General features: G+C 61.5%; 24 protein-coding genes, 1 tRNA gene and 1 pseudogene. 15 read left to right on the forward strand and 11 right to left on the reverse strand.

The features are described 5' to 3' along the window. Positions 1-80: 80 nt before the first annotated feature. The 7 genes and pseudogenes from EJ069_RS13605 to EJ069_RS13635 all read right to left on the reverse strand — a co-directional run bounded on the left by EJ069_RS13605 (position 81) and on the right by EJ069_RS13635 (position 7,843). Complete coding sequence (locus tag EJ069_RS13605; RefSeq protein ID WP_126061726.1) at positions 81-1,121, reverse strand: branched-chain amino acid ABC transporter permease; 1,041 nt, start codon at positions 1,119-1,121, stop codon at positions 81-83. Between the two features lie 2 nt (positions 1,122-1,123). After that, a complete protein-coding gene (locus EJ069_RS13610) occupies positions 1,124-2,020 on the reverse strand; it encodes a branched-chain amino acid ABC transporter permease (protein ID WP_189341517.1) in 897 nt (298 codons plus the stop codon). Further along, complete coding sequence (locus tag EJ069_RS13615) at positions 2,020-2,943, reverse strand: ABC transporter ATP-binding protein (RefSeq protein ID WP_126061727.1); 924 nt, start codon at positions 2,941-2,943, stop codon at positions 2,020-2,022. The genes EJ069_RS13610 and EJ069_RS13615 overlap by 1 nt, the downstream gene beginning before the upstream one ends. A 114-nt stretch (positions 2,944-3,057) precedes the next feature. Further along, positions 3,058-4,161 carry a dimethylsulfone monooxygenase SfnG gene (gene sfnG / locus EJ069_RS13620; protein WP_126061728.1) on the reverse strand — a complete coding sequence of 368 codons (1,104 nt, stop codon included), beginning with the start codon at positions 4,159-4,161 and terminating at the stop codon, positions 3,058-3,060. 163 nt (positions 4,162-4,324) lie between these two features. Then, a complete protein-coding gene (locus tag EJ069_RS13625) occupies positions 4,325-5,743 on the reverse strand; it encodes an FAD/NAD(P)-binding protein (RefSeq protein ID WP_126061729.1) in 1,419 nt (472 codons plus the stop codon). Further along, the gene (gene ssuD / locus EJ069_RS13630; RefSeq protein WP_126061730.1) at positions 5,740-6,912 is read right to left on the reverse strand and encodes an FMNH2-dependent alkanesulfonate monooxygenase; all 1,173 of its coding nucleotides are present in this window, start codon (positions 6,910-6,912) and stop codon (positions 5,740-5,742) included. Before ssuD ends, EJ069_RS13625 begins: the two co-directional genes overlap by 4 nt. Before the next feature lie 299 nt (positions 6,913-7,211). Then, positions 7,212-7,843: pseudogene (locus tag EJ069_RS13635) on the reverse strand (tyrosine-type recombinase/integrase). 398 nt (positions 7,844-8,241) lie between these two features. Here EJ069_RS13635 and EJ069_RS13640 point away from each other — a divergent pair. The 5 genes from EJ069_RS13640 to EJ069_RS13660 all read left to right on the forward strand — a co-directional run bounded on the left by EJ069_RS13640 (position 8,242) and on the right by EJ069_RS13660 (position 11,503). Then, positions 8,242-9,045 carry a DUF1269 domain-containing protein gene (locus EJ069_RS13640; protein ID WP_126061731.1) on the forward strand — a complete coding sequence of 268 codons (804 nt, stop codon included), beginning with the start codon at positions 8,242-8,244 and terminating at the stop codon, positions 9,043-9,045. Between the two features lie 109 nt (positions 9,046-9,154). Continuing rightward, positions 9,155-9,778 (forward strand): hypothetical protein, encoded by a 624-nt coding sequence (locus tag EJ069_RS13645; RefSeq protein ID WP_126061732.1) that lies wholly within the window; start codon positions 9,155-9,157, stop codon positions 9,776-9,778. Between the two features lie 33 nt (positions 9,779-9,811). Continuing rightward, positions 9,812-10,105: a hypothetical protein gene (locus tag EJ069_RS13650; RefSeq protein ID WP_126061733.1), complete on the forward strand. Its 294-nt coding sequence runs from the start codon at positions 9,812-9,814 to the stop codon at positions 10,103-10,105. 10 nt (positions 10,106-10,115) lie between these two features. Next, entirely contained in the window at positions 10,116-10,616 is a 501-nt protein-coding gene (locus EJ069_RS13655; protein WP_126061734.1) for a hypothetical protein, read from the forward strand. A gap of 146 nt (positions 10,617-10,762) precedes the next feature. Beyond that, positions 10,763-11,503, forward strand: a complete 741-nt coding sequence (locus EJ069_RS13660) for a DUF1614 domain-containing protein (protein ID WP_126061735.1) — start codon at positions 10,763-10,765, stop codon at positions 11,501-11,503. A gap of 645 nt (positions 11,504-12,148) precedes the next feature. Here EJ069_RS13660 and EJ069_RS13665 read toward each other — a convergent pair. Both EJ069_RS13665 and EJ069_RS13670 read right to left on the reverse strand, forming a co-directional pair. After that, positions 12,149-15,241: an efflux RND transporter permease subunit gene (locus EJ069_RS13665; RefSeq protein ID WP_126061736.1), complete on the reverse strand. Its 3,093-nt coding sequence runs from the start codon at positions 15,239-15,241 to the stop codon at positions 12,149-12,151. Further along, positions 15,238-16,308: an efflux RND transporter periplasmic adaptor subunit gene (locus tag EJ069_RS13670; RefSeq protein ID WP_189476364.1), complete on the reverse strand. Its 1,071-nt coding sequence runs from the start codon at positions 16,306-16,308 to the stop codon at positions 15,238-15,240. The genes EJ069_RS13665 and EJ069_RS13670 overlap by 4 nt, the downstream gene beginning before the upstream one ends. A 145-nt stretch (positions 16,309-16,453) precedes the next feature. On the opposite strand from EJ069_RS13670, the gene EJ069_RS13675 reads away from it, so the two are divergent. From EJ069_RS13675 to EJ069_RS13720, 10 genes are all read left to right on the forward strand, one after another. Then, the gene (locus tag EJ069_RS13675) at positions 16,454-17,131 is read left to right on the forward strand and encodes a TetR family transcriptional regulator (RefSeq protein WP_126061738.1); all 678 of its coding nucleotides are present in this window, start codon (positions 16,454-16,456) and stop codon (positions 17,129-17,131) included. A gap of 50 nt (positions 17,132-17,181) precedes the next feature. Beyond that, complete coding sequence (locus EJ069_RS13680) at positions 17,182-18,339, forward strand: DUF3734 domain-containing protein (RefSeq protein ID WP_126064724.1); 1,158 nt, start codon at positions 17,182-17,184, stop codon at positions 18,337-18,339. A gap of 31 nt (positions 18,340-18,370) precedes the next feature. After that, positions 18,371-19,162, forward strand: coding sequence for an acetoacetate decarboxylase (locus EJ069_RS13685; protein ID WP_126061739.1), 792 nt, complete (start codon positions 18,371-18,373; stop codon positions 19,160-19,162). Continuing rightward, positions 19,146-19,973, forward strand: a complete 828-nt coding sequence (locus EJ069_RS13690; RefSeq protein ID WP_245456548.1) for a 3-hydroxybutyrate dehydrogenase — start codon at positions 19,146-19,148, stop codon at positions 19,971-19,973. The genes EJ069_RS13685 and EJ069_RS13690 overlap by 17 nt, the downstream gene beginning before the upstream one ends. Positions 19,974-20,068: 95 nt before the next feature. Then, complete coding sequence (locus tag EJ069_RS13695; protein ID WP_189476367.1) at positions 20,069-20,605, forward strand: hypothetical protein; 537 nt, start codon at positions 20,069-20,071, stop codon at positions 20,603-20,605. Positions 20,606-20,676: 71 nt separating this feature from the next. Further along, a complete protein-coding gene (locus EJ069_RS13700) occupies positions 20,677-21,849 on the forward strand; it encodes an alpha/beta hydrolase (protein WP_245456550.1) in 1,173 nt (390 codons plus the stop codon). Positions 21,850-21,907: 58 nt separating this feature from the next. Next, on the forward strand, positions 21,908-22,507 hold the full coding sequence (locus EJ069_RS13705) for a TetR family transcriptional regulator (protein WP_126061742.1): 600 nt from the start codon (positions 21,908-21,910) through the stop codon (positions 22,505-22,507). A 753-nt stretch (positions 22,508-23,260) separates the two neighbouring features. Further along, positions 23,261-23,797, forward strand: coding sequence for a hypothetical protein (locus EJ069_RS13710; protein WP_126061743.1), 537 nt, complete (start codon positions 23,261-23,263; stop codon positions 23,795-23,797). After that, entirely contained in the window at positions 23,784-24,014 is a 231-nt protein-coding gene (locus tag EJ069_RS13715; protein WP_126061744.1) for a hypothetical protein, read from the forward strand. The genes EJ069_RS13710 and EJ069_RS13715 overlap by 14 nt, the downstream gene beginning before the upstream one ends. A 13-nt stretch (positions 24,015-24,027) precedes the next feature. Next, positions 24,028-25,104: a tyrosine-type recombinase/integrase gene (locus EJ069_RS13720; RefSeq protein ID WP_245456552.1), complete on the forward strand. Its 1,077-nt coding sequence runs from the start codon at positions 24,028-24,030 to the stop codon at positions 25,102-25,104. Positions 25,105-25,123: 19 nt separating this feature from the next. Here the strand turns inward: EJ069_RS13720 and EJ069_RS13725 are convergent. Both EJ069_RS13725 and EJ069_RS13730 read right to left on the reverse strand, forming a co-directional pair. Beyond that, positions 25,124-25,200 (reverse strand) — tRNA-Arg (locus EJ069_RS13725). Positions 25,201-25,255: 55 nt separating this feature from the next. After that, positions 25,256-25,561, reverse strand: a complete 306-nt coding sequence (locus EJ069_RS13730) for an ETC complex I subunit (protein ID WP_126061746.1) — start codon at positions 25,559-25,561, stop codon at positions 25,256-25,258. Positions 25,562-25,677: the final 116 nt, after the last annotated feature.

Here is a 25,677-nt window from a genome sequence, read left to right on the forward strand (position 1 = left end):
TCTCCAGTATGGGCCTTGGTTTGGCCCAGGTTCATTTTCTGAATGCTTGCAGTGTTGGAGCGCGGGTCTGCCAACCGGTCTCAGCTCGATTGCCAGGCGAGCGAGAGCCGTCTTCGGATCCTGTCCCAGAGGGCCACCAGGCCGTCCGGTTCCAGGATCAGAAAGAGGATGATGAGCGCGCCGAGCACGATGCGCTGGCTCATGTCGAGCACGCCGGAATCGAACAGGTCGCCGAGCAGGAACCCGCCGAGGCGCGACAGCACCAGCGGGAAGACGACGATAAGCGCTGCACCCAGGAAAGCGCCGCGTATCGAGGCGAGCCCGCCAATGATGATGATGAACAGGATCTGAAACGAGCGGTCGAGATCGAAGCCCGCCGGCTCCACGGTCCTCAGATAGGCGAACGCCCAGATGACGCCGGCGACGCCGATGATGAAGGACGAGATGGCGAAGGCGAGCAGCTTCGTCTTCAGCACCGGAATACCGATGATGCGCGCCGCCGTGTCGTTGTCGCGGATGGCGATGAAGTTGCGTCCTGTCTGCGAATTGACCAGTCGGTGAGCGAGAAAGGTGAGGACGACGACGACGGTAAGCGCGAAGAGGTAGCGGCCGACCGCGCCGTCGAATTCGATACCCGCGATGGAAAGCTTCGGCGCGTCGATGACGCCTGACGCCGAATCGTTGGAGAACCAGCTGAACTTGGTCAGCGCCCATTGCACGAAAAACTGCGCGGCAAGCGTCGACACCGCCAGATAGAAGCCCTTCAGCCGCAGGCTGGGCAAGCCGAAGACGATCCCGATCGCGGCGGCCACGAGGCCGGAAAGGACGATGCTGGCGACGAGCGGCAGGCCTTCGATGCGCAGGTTGAAATTATAGGCGGCGAAAGCGCCGGCCGCCATGAAGGCGGCGCTGCCCAGCGACACCTGGCCGGCATAACCGGTGAGGATGTTCAGGCCGACGCCCGCGAGGCTGAGCGCCAGGAAAGGCAGCAGGATCGCCTCGAACAGATAGGAACTGCCGATCAGCGGGATGCCGACATAGGCGAAGGCAATGAGGAGCAGCGGCGCCGGCCATTTCGGCAGGCCGGCGGCCGGAGACAATTGCGTGGCGACGGCGCTCATCGTCAAACCCTTTCGACAAGCTTCTGGCCGAACAGGCCCGATGGGCGGATGAGCAGGAAGACGAGCGCCACGACATAGGCGAACCAGCTCTCGATGCCACCGCCGAAATAGTCGCCGATATAGACCTCGGCGAGCTTCTCGCTGGCGCCGATCAAGAGTCCGCCGACAATCGCGCCGAGGATGGAATCGAAGCCGCCGAGCACCAGCACCGGAAGCGCCTTGAGCACCACCAGCGACAGCGAGAACTGGACACCGAGGCGAGCGCCCCAGAGCAGTCCGGCCACCAGCGCGACGAGACCGGCCGCGGCCCACACGCTGGCCCAGATCAGCGGCAGCCTGAGCCCGACGGCGAGTGCGGCGAACTGGTCGTCGGCAACGGCGCGGAAGCTCAAGCCGATGCGGGTGTAGCGGAAGAACAGCGACAAGAGCAGCACCATGGCCGCCGCTACCGCGGCGGCGAAGATGTCGAACTGGCTGATCAGCACGCCGCCGACTTCCAGCGGCACATCCTCGATGCCGAGCTCGAGACCGTGCACCTGCGTGCCCCAGATGAGCTGCGCGGCGCCCTCGATGATATAGGAGAGGCCGAGCGTCGCCATGAACAGGGTGATCGGTGGCTTGTTGGTGAGCGGCCTCAGCACCGCGCGCTCGATGCCGATGCCAAGCGCCACCATGATGGCGAAAGTGACGGCCAAGGCCAGCGCGAACGGGACGCCGCGCTCGACGAGGCTGACGAAGGTCAGCGCCGCGAACAGCAGCAGCGCCCCTTGCGCGAAGTTGAGCACGCCTGATGTCTTGTAGATCAGCACGAAGCCGATCGCGACCAGCGAGTACATGACGCCCGAGAGCAGGCCGCCGGTCAGCACTTCGAGGAAGAATTGATAGTCGAAGTCGCCGATCATATGCCCGCCCCGTCCTCATTGTCGGAGGCGACGCCGAGATAGGCGTCGATGACGCGCTGATCGTTCCTGACCTCGTCCGGCGTGCCGTCGGCGATCTTGCGGCCGTAGTCGAGCACGGCGATGCGGTCCGACAGGCCCATGACGACGCCGACATCGTGCTCGATCAGCACGACGGTGGTGGCGAAGCGGTCGCGCGCGGCGCGCACATAGGCTGCCATCTCGCTCTTCTCGCCCGCCGTCATGCCGGCCATGGGCTCGTCGAGCAAAAGCAGTCGCGGTTCGGCGACCAGCGCCCGGGCAAGCTCGGCGCGCTTCTGCAGGCCATAGGGCAGCGTGCCGGCGAGCCGGTCGCGGACGTCGGTCAGGTGCAGGAATTCGAGAACCTGGTCGGCGCGCCCGCGTTGCTCCTGCTGCTCACGGCGGGTGCGGCCGATGCCGAGGATCTGTCCGGCGAAGTTGGATCTTGTCCTGTAGGCAAGGCCGGACGCGACATTGTCGAGTACGCTGAGCCCCTTGAACAGAGCGAGGTTCTGAAAGGTGCGGGCGACGCCGAGATGCGCCAGGCGTTGCGTCGGGACCTGGGCATAGCGCGCGCCATCGAGACTGACATGGCCGCGATCAGCCCGGTAGACGCCGCTGATGACATTGATAAGCGAGCTCTTGCCGGCGCCGTTCGGGCCGATGATGGCGCGTATCTCGCCGGGTCGAACCGATAGATCCACATCGGCCAGCGCCACCACGCCACCGAAAGACAGCCCTATGCCCTCGAGAGCAAGAAGCGGCGCGGCATCTTCCGCTGCAGGCTGTCGAGGCTTGTCTCCGTGAGCCTGCCGCTGAGCAGCCGGCAGCCCTTGCGCGAAGATCTCCGGCGCATAGACCGAAGCCTCGACTGCCCCGAAAGCATGGTTTGATATCGGCATTCCACCGTCCCCAACTGTAGCGAAGGCACGCAGCGTCCCGGCCGCACGCTCGATGGGGCGTGCGGTTCGTTGTTGCCTGCTGGCCGGGCGATCTCCGGCCAGTGGCTGCCGTTGCTATTCGGCGGCGAGCGCCGCTGCGGCTTCCGCGTTTTCCAGCTCGCGCACGAGCGGAATGACGTGCTTGCCGAAATACTCGACCTCTTCCTGGAAGTGCAGGAAGCCGAGCAGGATAAGATCGGCGCCGGCGCGCTTGAGGTCGACGATACGCTCCGCCACCTGTTTCGGCGTGCCGATCAGGTTCGAGCGGAAACCGTCATTGTATTGCACCAGATCGTCGAAGGACGACTTCGCCCAGTTGCCTTCGCCTTCCGGCGAGGCCTTGCCGGCATTCTTGACCTCATGGCCGAAGGCATTCACGGCCTCCGGATTGGCCTTGGCGATGATCTCGGCCAGGACCGCCTTTGCCTCTTCCTCGGTCTCGCGCACGATGGCGAAAGCGTTGACGCCGACCTTGACCGAATGGTTGTTGGCCTTAGCCTTTGCCTGGATGTCGTCGACCTGCTTGGCGATCTCGGCGGGCGTGTTGCCGTTGGTGAAATACCAGTCCGAGACACGCGAGGCCATGTCGCGCGCGGCGCGCGACGAACCGCCCTGGAATATCTCGGGCAACGGCTTCGGCGGCTTCGGCTTCAGCGAATATTGGTTGAAGCGGTAGAAGTCGCCGCGGAAGGTGAAGCTGTCCTCGGTCCAGATGCCGCGCAGCGCGCGGATGAACTCTTCCGACCGACGATAGCGCTCGTCATGGTCGAGCCAATGCTCGCCGATGGCGTGGAATTCGCCGCGGAACCAGCCGGAGACGAGGTTGATGGCGACGCGGCCGTTGGTCAGATAGCTGATGGTGGCGAGCTGCTTTGCCGCCAGCGCCGGGTTCCACGGCCCGGGCAGGATCGCGGCGATCACTTTAAGCGTCTTGGTGGCGGCGAGCAGGTCATGGCTGAACGATACAGACTCATGCTGCTCGTCGGCGCCGTAGCCCGCCGTGAAGCGGATCTGGCTGAGCGCATAATCGAAGCCCGCCTGCTCGGCGATCTGCGCCAGCTTGCGGTTGTACTCAGCCGAATGGTTGGTCCTCTGCTCGATGTTCGAGATGACAAGGCCGCCCGAGACGTTCGGCACCCAATAAGCGAATTTGACTGCGTCGCGATCGTTCTGCGGCATGGAGATCTCCCGGTTTGGCCTGTCCCAACGATTGATCCGGACGTGGCCGGATTTCGTCGCCAATTATTAGTCTACTGAGTATATATACAAAGTAGGATTTTCCGTTTTGATGGCCCTGCCCGGACGGAAATACCAATTCGCCTGCCTGCACCGTCGTGGATTTTCAGCGCCCGCTCACGAACGACGACAGGGCACCGAGCCGGCTTTCGATCTCCGAGGCGACCGCTTGCGCGTGATGCGCCACTTCCGGCAGGCCCATCAACTCGCCGAAGGTACCGCGTGCCAATGGCCCAGCAATGAAAAGGCCTGGCACGGGCTCGCCGTCCGGACCGATGGCACGGCTGTCCGGCGCGGTCTCGATCCCGAGTCCATGGCGGTCGATCCGGATCAGGCCGGCATCGGCAAGCGAGCGCAGCGCCGGATTGGCGCTCAGCGCCTTGCCATGCGCCGGTCCCGTGGTGTTGATCACCGCGTCGAAATGCATCGTCTCGAATTGTCTTTGGCCGCGAAGGCGCAAAGTGACCGCTAGGCCGTCTCCGTCGTCGTTCGAGGCCACAAGGCTCGCGGCGATATTATCGAACGTGCCCTCGGCATGGCGACGATCGAGCACCGCCTGGACCTGTGGCGCGATGCGGAAGCGATGCACGTCCCAGAAGGCGCGCAGCCGCCGCACCAGCCGGGTGCGCTGATCTTCCTGGAGAGCGGACCAGATCACCGGTCCCTGCAGCCGCAACTGATCGAAGACTGACTGCCAGTTGACGCCGCCGGCATCGGCCGCTGCCAGCGTCGAGCGGATATTCTCGAGCAATCCGAGCGCGGTCGTGGCCGGCGTGGCAGTGAAATCGCCAAAAGGTTCGCCGCGTACCTGCGGGTGCCCGCGCGAACGCAATCCATGGCGCGACACCGCCAGGATGCCCCCGCGATGGCCGCGGCGATCGAGCTCGGCGACGGTGTCGGCCGAGGTCAGGCCGGAGCCGACGATCAGCACCGACGCGTCGGGAGCGATCGAACCGAGCGCATCGCCAGAGTAGACGTCGGCAACGAAACCATCCGCCTCGGCGATCGGCTCCAGCGCGACCGGAACATCAGGCGACGGGTGCGTCATGGCGAGAACCACCATGTCGGCGGCGATCGGCTGACCGGAAGCAGTCACGATCCAGCCGTCGCCGTTGCGCTTCACGTCGCTGGCATGATCTCGAACATGGCGGATCGCTCCGCTGGCGATATGCGGCGCCAGTTGCTCGGCGACATAGCGGCCGAACACATGTCGCCTCGGATAGATGTCGTCATTACGCCAGACGGCGTCCGGGTCGCGCTCGACCTCGCCGCCATGCGCCAGCCAGCGCGAAAAATGCTCCGGCTCGTCCGGCGACAGGCTCATCCTGGACGCTGGCACGTTGACGCGATGCGAAGGCTCTTCGCTGGAATAGGCCAGCCCGCCGCCGAGGAACGGACGCGACTCTATGACAGTGATCAATGGCCGCGCGGATTGGCGCGCCAGATGCCAAGCCACAGCTCCGCCGGTAAAGCCGCCGCCGAGAATGACGACATGGCTGCGCAGCCGAGGCGGCAGCGCGTTCACGAGGCGCTGGCGAGCGATTTCGGACGATGGTCGCCGGCGATGGTCTCGCCGAAGGGACCCGTGTTGACGGAAGATCCGGCGGCCTTGACCGGATGCTCGGTCGGCAAATGCGGCAGCACCAGCTCGCCGAAGCGATAGGCTTCTTCAAGATGCGGGTAGCCGGACAGGATGAAGGTATCGATGCCGAGCCGCCTATATTCGTCGATGCGCTCGGCGATCGTGGCCGGATCACCGACCAGCGCGGTGCCGGCGCCGCCGCGCACCAGGCCGACGCCGGCCCACAGATTCGGCGCGATCTCCAGCTTGGACCGGTCGCCGCCATGCAGCGCGCTCATGCGCGCCTGGCCGACCGAGTCCATGCGCGCGAAAACCTTCTGCGCCGAGGCGATGGTCGCGTCGTCGAGCCGGCTGATCAGCCGGTCGGCCGCCGCCCAGGCTTCCTCGGTGGTTTCGCGGGCGATGACATGCAGGCGGATACCGAAGGAGAGCTTGCGGCCCGCCTTTTCGGCGAGCTCACGCACACCGTCGAGCTTGCGCGCGACATCGGCGGGCGGTTCGCCCCAGGTCAGGTATTTGTCGATCTCCTGCGCCGCCACGGTCGATCCGGCGTCGGACGAGCCGCCGAAATAGAGCGGCGGATAGGGTGTCTGCACCGGCGGGAACAGCAGCCTGCCGTCCTCGATGCGGAAATGCTTGCCCTGATGCTCGACCGTCTCGCCGCTCAGCACGCGTTTGTAGACCTGCAGGAATTCCTGCGTCACCTCATAGCGTTCGGCATGCGACAGGAAGATGCCGTCGCCCTTGTTCTCCAGCGGGTCGCCGCCGGTGACGACGTTGATGAGCAGCCGTCCGTTCGAGATACGATCGAGCGTTGCCGTCATGCGCGCCGCGAGTGTTGGCGACTGCAGGCCGGGTCGCACCGCCACCAGGAAACGCAACCGCTCTGTCAGCGGCGCCAGGGCCGATGCGATAACCCAGGAATCCTCGCAGGACCTGCCCGTCGGCAGCAGCACGCCGTAATAGCCAAGCGTGTCGGCCGCCTGCGCCACTTGCGTCAGATAAGGCAGGTCGACAGCCCGACCGCCTTCCGAGGTGCCAAGATAGCGGCTGTCGCCATGTGTCGGCAAGAACCACAGCACCTTGATGCGATCGGGGATTTCGGCAGCCATGTCGTCCTGCTCAATGAGGCAAATGATTTTCCTACCGGTGGCGCCAGCTGCGCCACAGGCCGCCCATCAAGCATAAGTTTAGTTCATCTGTAGAGATTGTATTTTCTATTTCGTGACCGGAGGGTGGAATTTCCTTATCGAAGGACACCCGGTTTAATGCGGGGCGGCCGCAGCCGCGTATCGGGGTTGAGCGTCGTCCGTCAAGGTCTGCTTCCGCGCGAGAATGATGCCAGCCCGTGCGTCTGAGCTGAGGGCGCAAGTTGGTCACGGCTCCACTCCTGAAGTGGAGCCGTGCCTGATCAAACCTCAGTTGCCTCGGAAAGTTCGAGAGCATCCTCGACATCGACACCCAGATAGCGGACCGTATTCTCGATCTTGGTATGGCCGAGCAAAATCTGGATGGCCCGCAGATTTCCCGTCGCTTTGTAGATAATCGAGGCCTTCGTGCGCCGCAGGGAATGGGTTCCGTATTCCTCTGGTCGAAGTCCGACCGCATGACCCATTCGTCGACGAGACGGGCATACTGCCTTGTGCTCATGTGAGCCCTTGGATCGATCCTGCTCGGGAACGCGTAGTCATCGACTGTACCGCCGCGTCGCTCCAGCCATGCGAGAAGGCTGGAGCGCGCATCGCTCATCAACTCGAACTGAACAGGTCGGCCGGTCTTCTGTTGGACGACCACCGCGCGAGTTCGGATTTCCGGTCCTATCACGAGGTTGCCGATTTTGATCTTGACGAGATCGCAGCCGCGCAACTTGCTGTCGATGGCTAGATCGAAGAGCGCTCTGTCTCGCAGACGCCGCTCTCGATCGAGAAAGAAGCGTATCGCCCATATTTGTCGAGGTTTCAGCGGGCGTTTCGTTCCGACGTTCTTGCCTGCATTCCATGCCCGGCGATCGGAGGTGGTCAGGTCGTAGCAAGAGTGTCCCATTTCGTTTCTCCTTCGGCCATGATTGGCCACCAGAGAAACGCCCCGGGACTGTTGCGGGGCCGACATCTGCCAGTCCGCTTAGCAAACAAATCTGGCTGAAGTGGACATCCGGCAAAGGACCGCGCTCGAGTCTTAGCGCGTCCCAGGTGCGACCACGATGCCTGCTCGCACGTTTCCAAACTCATTTTGGTGCCGCCATTCCGTCCTGCAACCCCTTGAGATGCGTGATTGCTCGGAGTTGACGCAGGTCAAAGCAACGCCCTCCCCGGAGACGTATATTCCTCCCCTCACCGGAACCTTGCCGTTGACGGCCATGGGCACCGCTGTCCTGAAGTGCATCGACCGTCAGGCATATTGGAGAGCAACTCAAGAATATTTTCCCATACGGAGGCGAAGTCATGAGCAAGTTCGTTGTCATCGTGTTTCCAACCGAGGCGAAAGCCTACGAGGCCACTCGCGCGCTACAGGAGCTTCATGCCGAAGGAAGTCTGACGCTCTACGGGATGGCCGTAATCGCGAAAGATGCCGAAGGCCATTTCGGGGTCAAGCAGACTGCTGACGAGGGCCCCCTTGGCACTGCGGTGGGCGCCTTGGTCGGCGGCCTTATCGGCTTGGTCGGCGGTCCGGCCGGCGTGCTCGTCGGTATGACGGGCGGCACACTCGTCGGAAGCATGACTGACCTGTTCAATTATGGCGTCGGCGAAGACTTTATCTGGAAGATCTCGAAGACGATGCTGGAAGCAGGCAAAACGGCGGTCGTTGCCGAAGTGACCGAGAACTGGACCACGCCGTTGGACGCGCGCATGGAAGCCTTGGGCGGCACGGTGATGCGGACCTGGCGCGCCGATTTCGAGGATGAGCAGATCGCCAAGGAGCTTGCCGCGCGCAGGGCTGAGCTACAGGAGCTGCATGCCGAGTATGCCCAGGCAAATGCCGATGCCAAGGCACGACTCAAGGCGAAGCTGGACCAGGCGAGATCGGACATCAACCAAGCGGAGAAGCGGCTCCAGACCCGGCTCGAAACGATTGAGACGGAACTGAACGCCAAGATCGCTGAGCTCGAGAAGCAGCGCGCCGCCGCGCAAGCTGAGGCCAAACAAAAGATCAACCAACGCATCGCCGCGCTGCGGGCGGATTTTGAGACCCGCTCTGGCAAGCTGAAGCAGGCGTGGGCACTCACCAAGGAAGCACTGGCAGCGTGAGATCAACCGGAACCTCAGGCGGCCGGACCCAAAGGACCGGCCGCCTGAGGACATACCAGTTTCATCGCCGGCGAACGAGCGCATCTCTCCGGCAAAAATGGAGGCAATGATGTCGGATCAGAGCAGCATGCATGCCTATCTGAATTGGACCAAGCAACGGATCGACGAGATGGACGCCATCTTGGCATCGCTGGAAGCCAAGGTGGGCCAAGTGAAGGTCGACTCGAAGGCCGATGCCGATCGAATTGTCGCCGACCTCAGGAAGCGGCGCGACGAATTTGAGGCCGGCGCGAAGGCCCAAGCAAAAGCAGGGCAAGCTGCTGTCCGGGAGAACACAGCCAAGTTGGAATCGCAGTGGCGTCGTTTCGAGACCGAGGTCAACACGTATTTCGAGATGGTCGGCAAACAGGCGGAGCAGCAAAAGGCGACATTCCTCCAGGCTGCCGCAGCGCAGGCTAAGGCTTGGCGCGCGACGGCCGAGGCATTCCACAACGAAGCTGGGAAAGCCGTGACCGCGAGGCGCGCCGACATCGACGCGGCGGTAATCAAGATGAAGGCCGACGCCGCGGAGGCCGAGGCGCGGCTGCATAAGCTGACGCAGGCAGGAGGAGAATCCTGGGCGGCGCTGAGCGCGGCGCTGGCCGAATCGCGCCAAGCATTCGATCGAGCCAATCAAAAGGCCGGCGATGCCCTGAAGGGCGGTGCGCGGACCAAATCCGAGTCATCGACCTGAATTCGGGCAAGGTTACTTCGGGAAGGTAACGACGTGAGCACAGATGCCGTAATCTCCCGCGAGTTGAAATCGCTGCAAGAGGCGGTGGCGCTCTTGCAGCAGCAGCGAGCGGCCGCAGCCGCCCGGACAGACAATGCTGCCACCGGTGCCGAACCGGTCCACACAGCCGAAGACGAAGAATGGCACGCCGACTTGCGCGCGCTCGCGGACGAGGTCACCGGGTTCTTTGAGGAAGCAGAGAAGAACATTTCGCAACATCCGACGTCGAGCGTCGTCGGCGCGCTGCTTGTCGGAATACTGATCGGGCGCCTGCTCGGAAGGCACTGAGGGACGAAGCGTGATTGATCATCTTGTTCGCGACCTGCAGGTGTTGAAAAAAGCCGATCTTCTGATCGGGAAGATTTGGCTGGACACTCTGCTGCGTCGGGTCGGTTTGATTGCCTTCTCTGGCCTCATTGCAGTGTTCGGGCTAGGGATGGTCAACATCGCCGGCTTCTACGCCCTGCAGGTGTCCATCGGCGAAGCATGGGCAGCCGCCGCCGTTGCCCTGATCGACATCGTGATCGCCGCGATCGTGCTGCTTCTCGCCAACAAGTCCAGGCCCGGACCGGAACTCGAACTCGCCTTCGAAGTCCGAAAAATGGCTGTCGACTCCATCGAGGCAGACGCGCGTGACCTGAAACTTACCGTCGAGGCGGTCGGTCAGGAACTCAAGAACGTCAGGGCGAACATAACCGAACTCGCGCACAATCCGCTGGATGTCGCCGCGCGAAAACTGCTCGTCCCTGCGGTCCTGTCAATGCTGAAGGGAATGCGATCCAGGAAGGAGCAGGCCTGACCGACAAACGCCTGCTCAATCACGTGGTGGAAAGGAGAACTGTCGTGAACGCTTCGCCGACCACCGTGACCGAAATGCAGCGCGGCTGCGGGCGATAAGAACCGACCGCCACTCCCATAACCGCGTGTCCCGACGGAGGAATTCCGATGAACTTCACTCAGTTTTGGTATCTTCCTCTATCGGTCCATTCCTTCTTCATTCTGGTCGTTCTGTTTTTCGTCGTTTTCGTGCTGCTGCCTCTGCGGCTGATAAAATATGCGTACGAGCAGTTGGGAGTAAGCCCGGCCGGGGCGGTGCTCTTACTGTTTGCTTCCCTAATCGGAAGCTACATCAACATCCCCTTGGCTGTGATTTCACAAGGCACCGCAATGACCAATCAGGCAGCAGGTTTCTTTGGTATGCATTATCAAGGTGCCTCCGCGACTGATTGGGGTGGTACTGTCCTTGCGATCAATGTGGGAGGAGCGGTCATTCCAGTGATCTTGTCGGCGTATCTTCTCACCCGATGGCAGCTCTGGCTGAAAGGGCTGCTGGCAACGGTCGTTGTAGCGGCGATTTGCTACTGGTTTTCGTCTCTGATTCCCGGGGTTGGCATAGCCGTTCCGGCATTCGTTCCCGCAACTGCGGCCATATTTGCAGCGCTAATTCTCCTACGCGAACGCCCGGCCCCGCTTGCTTATATTGCCGGATCTCTCGGCACGCTGATTGGCGCCGATCTTCTCAATTTTGACAAGCTGGCCCATCTTCAAGCTCCGATTGTGTCGATTGGCGGAGCTGGGACATTCGATGGCATTTTCGTTACCGGTATCGTCGCCGTCCTGATCACCAGCATTCCGTCACGATGGCACGAAGTCGGCAGCCGATCCCGATTCGGCGGATCAACATGAGATCGACTCCAGATACTCCACCTGGGCCTCGATAAATCGATCAACTCTGACCGCTGGCACTGGCTAGGCGAGCGTTCGCCTTATTGGCAATCACAGGGGCGGCTTGGGCCCCCGACTTCAAATCTTCTGAGAGCGCTGCTCAGAGACAAGCGCAGCATTTGAAGCTGTTGCGCACGAGCAGCACGGCCAAGGAATGGAAACGGCTAAATTAAGAACCGGCTGACCGCGTCAGTGCGACGGGCACTCACATCGCGTAGAGCACGCTGGCGCGTCTCGAATGGCTTGGGAAAGTAGGCAGTAGTGGTGAGCTTTACAGGCGGCCAGGACGGGCCCCAACCATGTGCGAGGATCCTCCAAGCGGTGTTTGCCTTGGCATCCTCCCAGCACACCGGCGAGCAGAAGTAGTACCGCATCGGGCGACTATTAAATAGGCGGCTGCATGCTATGCATATCATTGTAGAACCTCATTATTCAGCGAAGATGGACCAGCCGCACGCTTTTGAGCGCAAACCGAACGGTCCCGCTGATTCACTGGAGCGGGGCCGGGGCCTCATATAACGGCGTTCGGTCGGTCTGTAGCTCCGGGCAAGCTATTCCTGAACCTGCGTGAGGCGAGCCACGGCCGATCCGTGGCTCGCCTATCGATCATGCCTGCAACGCAAGGATTCCTGTGTGCGCGGGCTCCGTGCAGGATTCAGCCTGAAGCGGTTCACTGATCCGGAACCACGCGACATAGAGGGCCGGCAGGAAGATCAGGGTAAGAACCGTCGCGACGGCGAGGCCGCCGATGATGGCGAAGGCCATTGGCCCCCAGAAGACGGTCGGCGCGATCGGCACCATGCCGAGTGTCGCGGCGGCCGCCGTGAGCAAGATCGGACGTGTCCGGTGAAGCGCGGCTGTGACGACAGAATCCCACGGGTGGGCGCCGGTCCTTCTTTCGGTCTCGATCTGATCGATCAGGATGACCGAATTGCGCGCGATCATGCCGGTCAGCGCCAGCACACCCAGGATCGCGACGAAGCCCAGCGGAGCTTGTGCAAGCAGCAGGGCCGCCACCACGCCGATGATGCCGAGCGGAGCAACACTCAAGACCAGGAACATGCGCTGGAAGCTCTGTAGCTGGAACATCAGTATGGTCAGCACAAGCAGACCCATCGCCGGCAGCACCGCCATAACCGAAGCTTGGGCTTTGCCGCTCTCCTCCACCGAGCCGCCAGTTGAAATGTGATAGCCGCTCGGCAGCGCCGCAACGAGTTTGCCGAGTTGAGGCTCAAATGCCTTGACGGCCGTTGCTGGCAGCACACCAGGCACCACGTCGGCCTGCACGGTCAGGGTTGGAACGCGATCGCGCCGCCAGACGATTGGGTATTCCTGGGAATAGTCAAAGGTTGCGATCTGCCGTAGTGGAACCACCCGCCCGCCCGGCAGCGGGATCTGCAATGAGCGAAGCGATTCAAGAGAGGTCCGCTCGGTCTGCTCGGCGCGCGCGACCACGTCGACCAGGTAAATATCGTCGCGAACCTGCGTCATCGTCGTGCCGGAGACAATGGCATTGAGCGCGGTCGCCACCACGGCGGAGCTAAGGCCCAGCTGTCTCGCCTGGTCCTGGTCGACGCGGACACGCATAACCCGTGATGGCTCGACCCAGTCGAAGTTGACGTTGCGGAGCCCAGCCGTCTTGCCCAGGGCATCGGCAACCTGCAGAGCAATGGAGCGAACTTGGGCCGGATCCGGTCCGTCCACTCGGTATTTCACCGGCCAGCCGACAGGGGGACCGAGTTCCAGCGGATTGACACGCGCGACAACCTGCGGGAACCGCGTCGCCAATGCCTTCTCGAGACGCGCGCGAACCTGCTCACGTTCCTTAAGCCCTTTGGTGACAATGACTGACTGCGCGAAGAACGGATTCGGTAGGGCTACGTCGAGCGGCAAGTAAAATCGAATGGCGCCCTGACCGACATAGGTCGAGAAATGCTCAACGTCAGGATCGGCGGCCACAATCTCGTCGAACTGTTGCACGACCTCGTTTGTCGCGAGAATCGAGGCGTTGTCTTGCAGCTTCAGATCCACCAACAACTCAGGCCGATCGGAGGACGGAAAGAACTGCTGCGGGATGAGACGGGCTCCGGCCAGGGCTGCAGCGAAGAGACCCGCCGTCACAAGGATGGTGATCCATTTGGCGCGCATTGCAGCCAACAGAGCACGCTTGAACAAGCGCATGGGCGCGCTCAGCATTTCACTATGCGAATGCTTTGGCTTTCCCAGGAGCGCGACGCCCACGACGGGGGCAAAGAGGCCCGACACCACCCAGGAAGCGATTAGAGACAGCGCCACCACGGCGAAGAGCGAGAAAGTGTATTCGCCCGCGTCGCTGCGCGCAAAGCCAACCGGCACAAAGCCGGCGACAGTGACGAGCGTGCCGGCAAGCCGCGGCATGGCGGTCGAAGCGTAGGCGAAGACGGCCGCGCTCGGCTTGTCGTCGCCACGTTCGAGACGGCTCACCATGGTCTCGATGGTGATCATGGCATCGTCGACCAACAGGCCCAGAGCGATGATGAGGGCACCAAGCGAGATACGCTGAAGGTCGATGCCCAAGGCCAGCATTGCCGCGAACACGATCGCAAGGACCAAAGGAATCGAGATCGCGACAACGGAGCCGGCGCGGAAGCCCAGGCTCAAAATGCTCACGACGAGGACGATGGCGATCGCTTCCCACAGCGCTTCCATGAAGTCGCCGATCGCATGACTGACTGTCTCCGGCTGGTTGGCGATCATTGTGGGCTCGATGCCGACCGGCAGGTCCTTCCTAAGTTCCTTTATCGTTTCTTCGACGTTGCGACCGAGCGCCAGGACGTCGCCGCCGTCGCGCATGGAGATCCCGAGGCCCAGGCCAGGCTTGCCGTTGATGCGGAAGATCGGATCGGGCGGGTTGGCATCCTCGCGGCGCACTTGAGCGATGTCGGCAAGGCGAATGATGCGGTCGCCCACCGCGAAGTTGACTGCGAGGATATCCTTCTCGGATTTCAGCGCGCCGCTTACCTGCAGTTTGATGCCTTCCTGATCGGTGACGATCTCACCCGAGGGAACCACGACGTTTTGAGCCTGCAGCGCTGTTGTCAGAGCCTCCGCGGTAAGGCCGTAGCCCGCGAGCTTTTGAGGCGAGAACTCGATATAGATGCGCTCAGGCTGCGCGCCGATCAAATTTACCTTGGCGACATCGGGCACCTGCAAGAGCCGCGAACGGACGTTTTCCACGTAGTCTCGTAGCTCGCGGTTGGTATACCCGTCGGCGGTGAACCCATAGATGATGCCGTAGGTGTCGCCGAACTCATCATCAGCTACTGGGCCGATCACGCCCTGCGGCAAGGTCAGCCTGATGTCTTCGATTTTCTTGCGCACCTGATACCAGGTATCTGCCACCGTCTTCGGTGCGGTCGATCCCTTCAGGTACACAAAGACCGTGGACTCGCCGGCCTTGGTGTAGCTCTTCAGGTAGTCGAGATGAGGCGTTTCCTGAAGCTTGCGCTCCAAGCGTTCGGTTACCTGGTGCAGCGTGTCGTCGAGCGTGGCGCCAGGCCATCTTGCCTGCACCACCATGGTCTTGATGGTGAAGGTGGGATCCTCGTTGCGCCCCAGTTGCAGGTAGGCCCCAATGCCAAGGACGAGGACAGCCAGCATCAGATAGTAGACGACCGAGCGATGCGCGAGCGCCCAAGCGGAGAGATTAAAGCGGTTCATTGGGAAGCTCCCAGCAGCCGGACGTTCTGGCCGGGCCTCAGCGCATGCACGCCGGCGGTCACAACGATTTCGCCGCTCTCGACCCCTCGCGATATCACGATGCGGGAGGAATCCTGTCGTAGCAGGTCGACGGTTCGAAGCGAGACTTGCTGCGTTCTGCCGTCGACGATCCAAACCGCCGGCCGGTCCCCTGCCGTCGTCAGGGCGGTTGCTGGGAGCTCTATGCCGCTCGCCACCTGCATATGTGTCTGACCGGTCACTGTTGTCCCAAGGCGCATCGCCTTCGGCCAGGCGCTGAGCCCAACTTTAACCCGATAACTCCGGGTGACGGGATCCGCCTGCGGCGCAACTTCACGGACCTGGCCAACGGCGCGTACCGACGGATCATCGGTGAGCGCGACGTCGATCGGCGCGTCAGGGGCGACCTGGCGCATGAGGCTCGCGGGCACGTCGAATACCGCGTCGGCACCGTCACCGTGCGCAACCGTGACAATCGTCTGACCAGCCCTGACAACCTCCCCGGCCTCGGCCCCGGTGGCGATCACGGCGCCGGACGAGTCGGCGACCAGCTTGGTGTAGCCGAACTGATCCTGGGCCGTGTGCAATACGGCCGCCGTGGAATCCACCTGGGCTTTGGCGTTAAGAAATGCCCTCTCGGCGGCGTCGAACTGGGCCCGGGTGGTCCAGCCTTGCCCGAGCAGAGTCTTTTGACGTTCCAGGGTGTTGGCGGCTTCGTGGACGGCCGCTTGCGCTGCTTCGTTCTGCGCCTGCGCGGCATGCAGTCCATCCTGCTGGGGCTGCGGATCGATTTCGGCGACGATGTCGCCCGGCTGGACCACCTGCCCCACGCTCGCCTTGCGGCTAATCATCCGGCCGTCAATGCGGAAGGCGAGGTTCTCCTCGGTGCGTGCGCGGACATGGCCCGTGAGCGAAACGGGCTCCCCTTCGGTGCTGGCGGAGGCGACCACGGTTCGCACAGGGCGGACCTCCGGCGGTGGCGGCGCGGACGCACCAACGCACGTAAAGACGGTTAATCCCAGGCAGGCAAGTGTGGATGCGGACTTCATGACAGACCCTCTGTTGTGGCCAGTCCGACGAAATTCGCCGCCGGCCTCGACAATTTGGGGCTTGCTTATATACATTCGTGTATGTATGTAAATAGGGAAAGTCGTGAATGTATGTAAAAATTGACGCAGAGGAAGGACTTCACTGATGAGACGCACCAAGGCCGAGGCCGAACAGACACGCGAGGCCGTCTTGGCTGCAGCCGTCGACGTCTTCCTCGAGCGCGGCGTAACCCGTGCCACCCTGGAACAGATCGCAAGTACCGCGGGCGTAACGCGCGGGGCGGTCTATTGGCATTTCCGCGACAAGCAGGAGATCTTCACGGCGCTGGAGCGGCGCGCCAACATGCCGAACGAGGAGTTTGGCGATCGCCTTACGGCCCGTCTCGCCGGTCAGCCTGACCTTGATCCATTGCGAGAGCTGGCCGACGCAATCCGGGAGGGGCTGCAGGCGTTCGAAACCCATCCGGAACGTTCCCGCATTCTTACAATTCTCTGGCTGCGTTGCGAATATTCCGAGGACATGCTGCCGGCGGTTACGCGTCAGCGGGAAGCGGACCTGGCGCTCCAGAAATTGTTCGAGTCCGTGATAGCACTCGCCGCAACCCGCGGCCGGCTCGCGCCTACCTTCTCGCCGGAATTGGCCGCGCGCTCGCTTCTGCTTTTGGTCAATGGATCGGTTCTCGATTGGCTCCGCGCGCCCGGAGAGTTTGAGCTCACAGCAACCACAATGCCGTTGGTGGCCGGGTTTCTCGAAGCAATCAGTGCGCCAAAAGCGCAACCAGCGGCCGATCAGGCGCGGCTTGCGTTGTTCCTCGGAGTATAACCATGACGAATGGATCAGCAGTGCGAGCCGCGGGGGCGCAACGTCTGCCGATGCGGAGATCACACCAGCGTTCTGCGCGCCCGAGCTTCGATTGCATCGCTCTTCTGCTGCAAGGTGGTGGGGCGCTCGGATCCTACCAAGCCGGCGTCTATGAGGCGCTGGCCGAAGCAGATCTGCATTGCGACTGGGTTGCTGGGATTTCGATCGGCGCTATCAATGCCGCGATCATCGCCGGCAATGCGCCTGACCAGAGGGTCACACGACTTAAGGCGTTCTGGGAGGCCGTCAGCGCCAATCCTCTCCTTGAGTGGTTTGTTGGCTGTGGCGCGCCGCTTCCGACGGGTGATGTAGCCCGTGGACTCCTCAGTCAGATCGGTTCGACCTCCGCCCTCCTTGGCGGCGCCGCCGGCTTCTTTTCACCTCGGTTGCTCGTGCCTTGGCTCTATCCAGACGGTACGATCGAGGCCACAAGCTACTACGAAACCAAACAGCTGAAGGCGACCCTTGAGCGGTTTGTCGACTTCGAGCGCATCAATTCCGGCGAGATGCGGTTCAGCATTGGCGCGGTCAATGTGCGCACCGGCAACTTCGTCTATTTCGACAACACGACCCATGTCATCCGGCCCGAACACGTGATGGCGAGCGGCGCGCTGCCGCCCGGTTTTCCTCCCGTCGAGATCGATGGCGAGTTCTATTGGGACGGCGGCCTCATCTCGAATACGCCCCTGCAATGGGTGGCGGAGTCCACTCCCCGCCAGGACACCCTTGCCTTCCAGGTGGATCTGTGGAGCGCGCAAGGGGAAATTCCCCGCAACATTGCCGAGGTCACCACACGTCAGAAAGAGATCCAGTATTCAAGTCGAACCCGCGCCAACACCGATCAGTTTAAGCGGGTACAGCGCCTGCGCTCGGCGCTAGGCAGCCTTCTGTCGAAGCTACCTGACGAACTGCATGACACGGCCGAGGCCAGGCTTCTGAGCGCAGAGGCTGATCAAAAGGTCTACAGCCTTGTGCACCTCATTTATCGCGGTCGGGCCTATGAGGGGCACTCCAAGGATTATGAGTTCTCTCGCCTCGCCATGACGGAGCATTGGCGCGCCGGCTACCACGACGCGGTCAAAACGCTTCGCCATCCCGAAGTTCTAGAGCGGCCCGCCACAATCGATGGCGTTTCCACTTTCGATCTCTCCCAGCACGGGCGCGAGTAACCCGTCTTATGCCGGAAAAAGGAAATCTACAATGAACGAGAACGAAGTGCGCCAGCGCGCCTTCTCAATGCCGCTGACAAGCCCAGCTTTTCCGCCGGGTCCCTACCGCTTCGCAAACCGCGAATATCTGATCATCACCTACCGGACCGACCCGGTGCGGCTGAGGGCGCTTGTGCCTGAGCCGCTCGAGGTTGACGAACATCGGCCGCTGGTGAAATACGAGTTCATCCGCATGCCGGACTCAACCGGTTTTGGCGACTACACCGAATCCGGTCAAGTGATCCCGGTGAGGTACCGAGGGAACCCCGGCAGCTACTCGCATTGCATGTTCCTGAATGATGAGCCCCCGATCGCGGGCGGGCGTGAGCTTTGGGGTTTTCCAAAGAAGCTTGCGAACCCATCACTGGGTATCGAGACCGACACGTTGGTCGGCACGCTCGACTACGGCCGAGTGCGTGTAGCTACCGGCACCATGGGCTTCAAGCACCGACCGGCGGATCGAACGGCAGTACTTGCTTCGCTCCAGGAGCCGAACTTCCTCCTGAAGATCATCCCTCACGTGGACGGCACGCCCCGTATCTGCGAACTCGTCGAATACCACTTACAGGATGTGCACCTCAAAGGTGCTTGGACTGGGCCGGCCGCCCTCGATCTCAGCTCGCACGCACTCGCGCCGCTGTCGGAGCTGCCGGTGCATGAGGTCGTCTCGGCCGTTCACCTAATCGCCGACCTGACGCTTGGGCTTGGCAGGGTCGTGCATGACTACCTGGCAACTCCTCCCCATAAAGCAGCGAAAGGAAGGACCTATGACCTCGCATTTTGAGATTGCTGACCGGGAGGCCATGAATGCAGGCCGCCGGCTGCTCGGCAAGGTGGCCGTCGTCACCGGTGCCGCGGGCGGCATAGGCAAGGAGATCGCGCTCACTTTCATTCGCGAGGGCGCAACGGTCGTCGTCGCCGATCTCGACCGGGACCGAACCGCAGCAGCTGCTCGAGACATTGATCCAAGCGGAGAGCGCGCCCTCGGCCTCACTATGGATGTCACCAACGAAGAACAGGTGGAGGCGGGTATGTCCCGTGTCCTCGAGGCTTTCGGGAGCCTAGACATTCTCGTCAGCAACGCAGGAATCCAGATCGTGGCGCCGCTCGTCGAGTTCGAATTCGCCAAATGGAAGACCATGATGGGTATCCATTTGGACGGCGCCTTCCTGACGACGCGCGCCGCGCTCCGCCAGATGTACCGTCAAAAGGGCGGTTCAATCATTTACATGGGCTCCGTGCATTCCAAGGAGGCTTCGCCCCTAAAGGCTCCTTATGTCACCGCTAAGCACGGCCTCATCGGTCTGGCCAAGGTCGTTGCCAGGGAAGGAGCCGCGCATGGTGTTCGCGCCAATGTGATCTGCCCAGGCTTCGTGCGCACGCCGCTCGTTGAGAAGCAGATTCCCGAGCAGGCGCGCGAGCTCGGCATTACTGAGGCGGAGGTCGTCCGCACGATGATGTTGAGGGAGACTGTCGACGGTGAGTTCACCACGGTCTCCGACGTGGCCGAGACCGCAACATTCATCGCCGCGTTCCCCACGAACGCCCTCACCGGTCAGTCGATAGTCGTCAGCCACGGCTGGTTCATGCAGTAGCTGGCGAAGAGGCCATCCCGGCGGGATGGCTGAAAGTGAACGAAGCTGGGAGGACCGTAGGGTCCTCCAAACACATTCCTCAAATGGATTCCACGATGCCCGGACGAGGCAACACTCGCGATTACACCGACAAGATGCTGCTCGCTGCTCTGCAGGAAGCGCAGACGACGGTACGCGCCTATGACACAAAGGCGCAAATCGTCGGCGTGGGCTACATCCTGGCGCTAAATCTTGTGCTCCATTTCGGCGATCTTCTGCCAACGCACGCACCACTCGGGCCACTGTTCTTCGCAGGCGTCTGGGGCGTTCTCATCATGCCGATTCTGCAGTTCGGGCAGGTTATTCACCCAAGCCGGATCCGCGCGGAAAAGGATCTTGTCGCGAAGAAGTTCTGTGGCTCCGAGCAGCGCGTTTACTATGTCGACCCCAGCACATTCGCCAATCTCGGGGACTTCGTCCGGGAGGCGCTAAGCTCCGATTGGACCTCTGTTCTTTCCGCCGAACTGCTCAAGGTGTCACGCGTCAGGATCATCAAGCAGACGCGCTTCCGGCGCGCTCTGATGATGACCGTTGTCGCGTTCATCGTCCTCGCAGCCGATCAGTTTCTGCGAAGCCTGACCGTCGTCCGATGAGAAGAGAATGTCACGCTTGGCCGAGGCTGAGGTTTCCTGTCCGTTGGTGGCAAGGCCTGCTTGCTCCCGCGATGCTGTGCCTGCTGATCAGCTGCGCCGCTCGACCCGAAAACGTCTTTCAACCTCTTCCCTTTGCCGCCAGTGATGCTGGCCACGTAGACATGCTGGTCGCGACGACGCGCAAGCCATCTGACGATCGCGGCCAGCTCTATAGTGGCGATCGCGGAACGGCGATCTCGCTCAACAATATAGTCGTCTCCATTCCTCCGGATCGGAACCGCACGGTCGGAAAGATCCAGTGGCCCCTGCTGGCGAAACCCGATCCCGAAAAGGAGTTTGCGGTACTCAGCGTGGACAAAATCGCCTCGCAACGCGCAGTTCTTGAGTGGGTTCGCAGGAATCGCAGCGGCAAGCGGCAGGCGCTTATTTTCGTGCACGGCTTCAACAACACATACGCCGATGCCGTCTTCCGCTTCGCCCAGATCGTTCACGATACCGGAACCGATGCAGCGCCGATTCTCTTCACATGGCCCTCGCGCGGGGATCCATTCGACTATCTCTATGACAAGGAAAGCACCAACTACTCACGCCGCGCCCTGGAAGACCTGATCCTCCAGGCCACAAGCAGTCCTGACGTCGCCGACGTGACGATCCTGGCTCACTCAATGGGCGCATGGCTGACGGCCGAGGCGCTACGCGATATCGCCATGCGCGACCAGACCATCCCAACGAAAGTCAGGAACGTGGTTTTCGCGTCGCCGGATATCGACATCGACGTGTTTCGCCGCCAGTTCATCGAGATGGGCGCAGCCCGACCGCATTTCACGATCTTTACATCGACCAACGACAAGGCCCTGCAAATCTCCCGACTGCTTTCGGGAGGAGTTAGCCGCGTCGGTGGTACCGATCTCAGGCCTTACGCTTCCGTGCTCGAAGAGCTTGGCGTCTCGGTTATCGACACCAGCGACATCACACCCGGCGATCCGCTCGGCCACAGCGCGTTTGCCGATACCCCCGGCATTGTGCGCCTTCTTGGGCAGCGGCTTGCAGGGCAAAGTCTGGCCGGAGAAGAGGCGTCGTACGCCGATAAGATCGGGGTGACGGCCGCCGGTATTGCCGGTTCGGCAGCGCGGGTGGCCGTTGCTGCTCCAGCTGCAGTCATCAGCCCTAAGGCTCGCGAGATCTTGAAACGGGAGCTGTCTTCGGACGCTGGTCAGATACGGGACGGGCAGATTTCCTACTGATCGTCGCGCGTGGCTACGGGCGAATTGGTGATCCGAGCTTACCGTTGAGAGTGAAACGATGGTCCTTTCCAGCATTGCCAGCAATGATCATTCAGCCGATGAGAGAATGCCGATCATTCGAGCTGGCACGGCGGCTTGTCGCCGGTATGGACCGTCAAAGACGACAGTTGCCGACATCGCTCGACTGCTCGGAAAATCTCCCGCAAGCCTGTACCGAATGTTCCCCTCAAGGGCTGAGATATGGGACGCCATCGCAGCTGATTTCTACGAAAGTCACCTCTGCTTCGAGCCATCCAGTGCAGGCGACCTGTCGCGTGCAACGGACCAACTGAAAGAAACGATGCTTGGCCTCCATCGCTTGCTGCTCCAGGCCCAGCAGGGCGATCCGCAAATGTACCGCCTGATTGTCCTTGCCGCGAGCAGCAACTGGCCGTCCTACAGACAATATCGAAATCGGCTCCAGGGCCTCGTGGGAGAGCTTATTCGCGCCGGCATTGGCGCAAAGGAGTACCGACGGACAGATACGCGCGCTGCCGCGTCCTGCTTATGCGCCTCGCTCGCCGTCTTATGGGACCCCAGATTCAGTGCAACGCCTCCGAACCATTGCGAGATTTCAGCTCAGAAACTCGTTTCCTTCGTGATTGATGCGTTGCGGTGACTGCGTAGGCGCCTGTCGATCATGCGAAATAGGCTTACCGGCAGCGCGTGCAATACAATGACCTCTGCCTTGCTGGAGTTCCGCGTTCCGACGGCTAGGTCATGCTTGCGGTTAGGTGGCGCTCATCCGCATGCAGGAATGGTGTAAATTCGGGAGCGGCTGCCAGCGATGGAACGACCACTCGGCAAACCAGCTCTTGATAAAGAAGGACGGTGAAGCTCAGTCTGCTATTGGAGAAATACGGAGTTCACCTCAACGGCAGCTATGCGGCGCAAAGCAGCCATCGGCTCTGTAGAATGCCGCTGCGGGCGCTGTCTATTCTGCCTTGCTCGGCAGAAGCGATCCTTCGCTCGCCATTTGGGAGGCTGATCGGGACTCGTGCTCCACCCTCCCCTTTGAGAAATCCCCGATCATCAAAGGGTCAGCAAATTTGCAGACCCGTTCCGTCGGGTCTTCTACTGAGCATCATGCAGTCGGAATTGACAGCGGGCGATTAATGAGCGATACACAGTGGGGAAAATGACATGTTCCGCACAGATGCCAGCCAACTTGACCGAACTGACAGCCTGTATCGCATCGGCGCTTGACTATCCTCTCCCGACCGCACGGCTCATTTCCCGCTTGGGTCGCGAGCAGGAAATACTAACGCATGGCGGCCGAGGCCGAAGTGTCCCAAAAGCTACCTCGGCGGACGCTGCCAGTTTGCTGATTGCCTTAATGGTTTGCCCCACTCCGGCGCGAGCCCCAGAATATATGCGTGATTTCGGCTCGCTGCTTATCGTTCCATCGATGATGCACTTTAGCGAGAAAGCGGGGCCGACAACTAAGGCGACGTTCGTCCCTGGTTTGACGTTCAGAGATGCCATTGCCGCAACTCTGGACCTTCTCGCCTCACCGGACTTTGCTGCGGAATTTGGCTTGAAAGAACATGTTGGAGACGAACGCCCGGGTGATGATCCGGAAATTGCTCCCGTCATCGACGTTACGATCATCGATACATTTTTGCAGGCTGAACTGTCTTTCAACGACAGCCATTTCCATTTTTTTCACCCCTCGCTAGTCACCGCACTGTCGCTTCTTTCGGAAAATCTGCAAGACGATTCCGGCCGAGCCCACGAGAGCATCGCTGAAGCAAATACTGTAACCAGCCACTATCGCAGCGCGATCAGATCCGAGAGGACTGTCGAGATCGCCTCGTTGTTGCCGATTGCCGAGTTGCTTCACGGTCGCAGCTTTGTCTCGCTGCTGAACGAACGTTTTGACCGGGAGGCTGCCCATGCGGAGACGTGAGGCATTGCAAGCTGGAAGCGGCCGTGCGCCCGTTATCACCCAAGCGGAGATCACTAGGGCGTTGAAAGCGGCGCAAGCGGCGGACCTGAAGGTGTTCTCGTACGTCATCACGAAAACGGGCGTTCGCGTCATTACGTCTCCTATAGAGACGCCGAACGAAACAGATACGGCGGCAAATCCTTGGGATCGATTTTTGAGCGATGGCAAGGCGGAATAGACACGGCCTGCCCTTGCATGTCAGCCCGGCGCCCGACCGGCACGGTAAGACGCGCCTGCGCTTCCGCAAAGGCCTTTATTCGACGTACCTGCATGCACCGTTGGACACCGAGGAATTCTGGCAGGAATACCAGGCAGCGCTGGCTGGCGTGAAGGCGGCGGCGCGTTCCGTCGGCTCGACACGGCACAAGCCTGGCAGCATCGCCGCCCTCGCCCTCGCATATTACCAGTCGCCGGAGTTCATCGGCTTGCGCGATTCCACGAAAACCGTACGCCGTGGCATCGTCGACCGGTTCGTTCAGACAACGGGACAGGATCCTGTCCGCATGCTCGAACGCAAGCACGTCAAGGCCATCATCGGCGGGATGGCGGACCGGCCGCACGCCGCGAATAATTTGCTCAAGGCATTGCGGCTGCTGTTGGACTTCGCTGTCGACATCGAGCTTATCGACCGCAACCCGGCGCATGGCGTGAAGGGCTTCAAGGCAGCTACGAAGGGCTTCACAGATTGGAGCGAGGCCGACATAGCGGCTTATGAGAAGGCGCACCCTATAGGAACCCGTGCGCGCCTAGCTATGGCTCTGCTACTTTACACCGGCCAGCGACGCGGCGACGTCGTGCGCATGGGCTGGCAGCACGTGCACGGCAACCGCATAACGGTCCAGCAATCCAAGACTGGGGCAAAGCTGGACATCAAAATCCATAAGGCCTTGGCCGACGCTCTCGCCCACACCGAACGTACCAACATGACGTTCTTGGTAACCGAGCACGGTGCGCCCTTTACGGCCGCCGGTTTCGGCAATCTATTCCGCGAATGGTGCGACAAGGCTGGCCTTACCGGACGATCGGCGCACGGCCTCCGCAAGGCTGCAGCTCGGCGCGTTGCCGAGGCAGGCAGAAGCACCAAGCAAATACAGGCAGTCACCGGCCATTCCACATTGCAAGAGGTCGACCGCTACACTCGCGCGGCCGATCAGGCACGGCTCGCCGACGAGGCTATCGATGCCATGCCTGACAGGTCAGATCGTGAACAGAATTTTCCCAACCGCAAGCGAAGGTTGGACAAAACGGCTCGTAAGGTGTTGAAATGATTGACAGCAATGGAGTGGGTGGCGATCCCGGCAGGATTCGAACCTGCGACCATCGGCTTAGAAGGCCGGTGCTCTATCCAGCTGAGCTACGGGACCGTCGGCCGGCCGGGCCGGCTGTTGCGTTACGCCAAGCGATGCAAGACTCGGGAAGTCAGTGCGTCCAGGGCGTCCTGCGGTCATAGCGGAAATTGTCCGAATAGGAAATCTGCCGGCGCTTGGCTTCCTTCGGCTCTTCGACGCGATAGGCGATCTTTTCCTTCTCGGCATAAGCCACCGCTTCTTCCTTCGTCTCGAAGGTGAGCTTCACCTGGCTCAGCATGTCGCCGGAGGTGGTGTAGCCCATCAGCGGGTCGATCTTCTTGCGCTGGGCGGGATCGAACTCCAGCACCCAATGTCCGGTCTTGGCCTTGCCGGACTGCATCGCGGTTTTGGCTGGACTGAAAATGCGCGCGGACATGACCACCTCTTTGCCGCCCGGAGACCGGGCACCGTTGTTCGACGCCATTCCCAGGGTCCCATCGGGAGCCTGAAATCTCGCGCCAACCCGTCATTACTGTGCAATGGCCGCGGCGG

This window comes from Mesorhizobium sp. M2A.F.Ca.ET.043.05.1.1 (genome assembly GCF_003952445.1).
Lineage (GTDB): Bacteria > Pseudomonadota > Alphaproteobacteria > Rhizobiales > Rhizobiaceae > Mesorhizobium.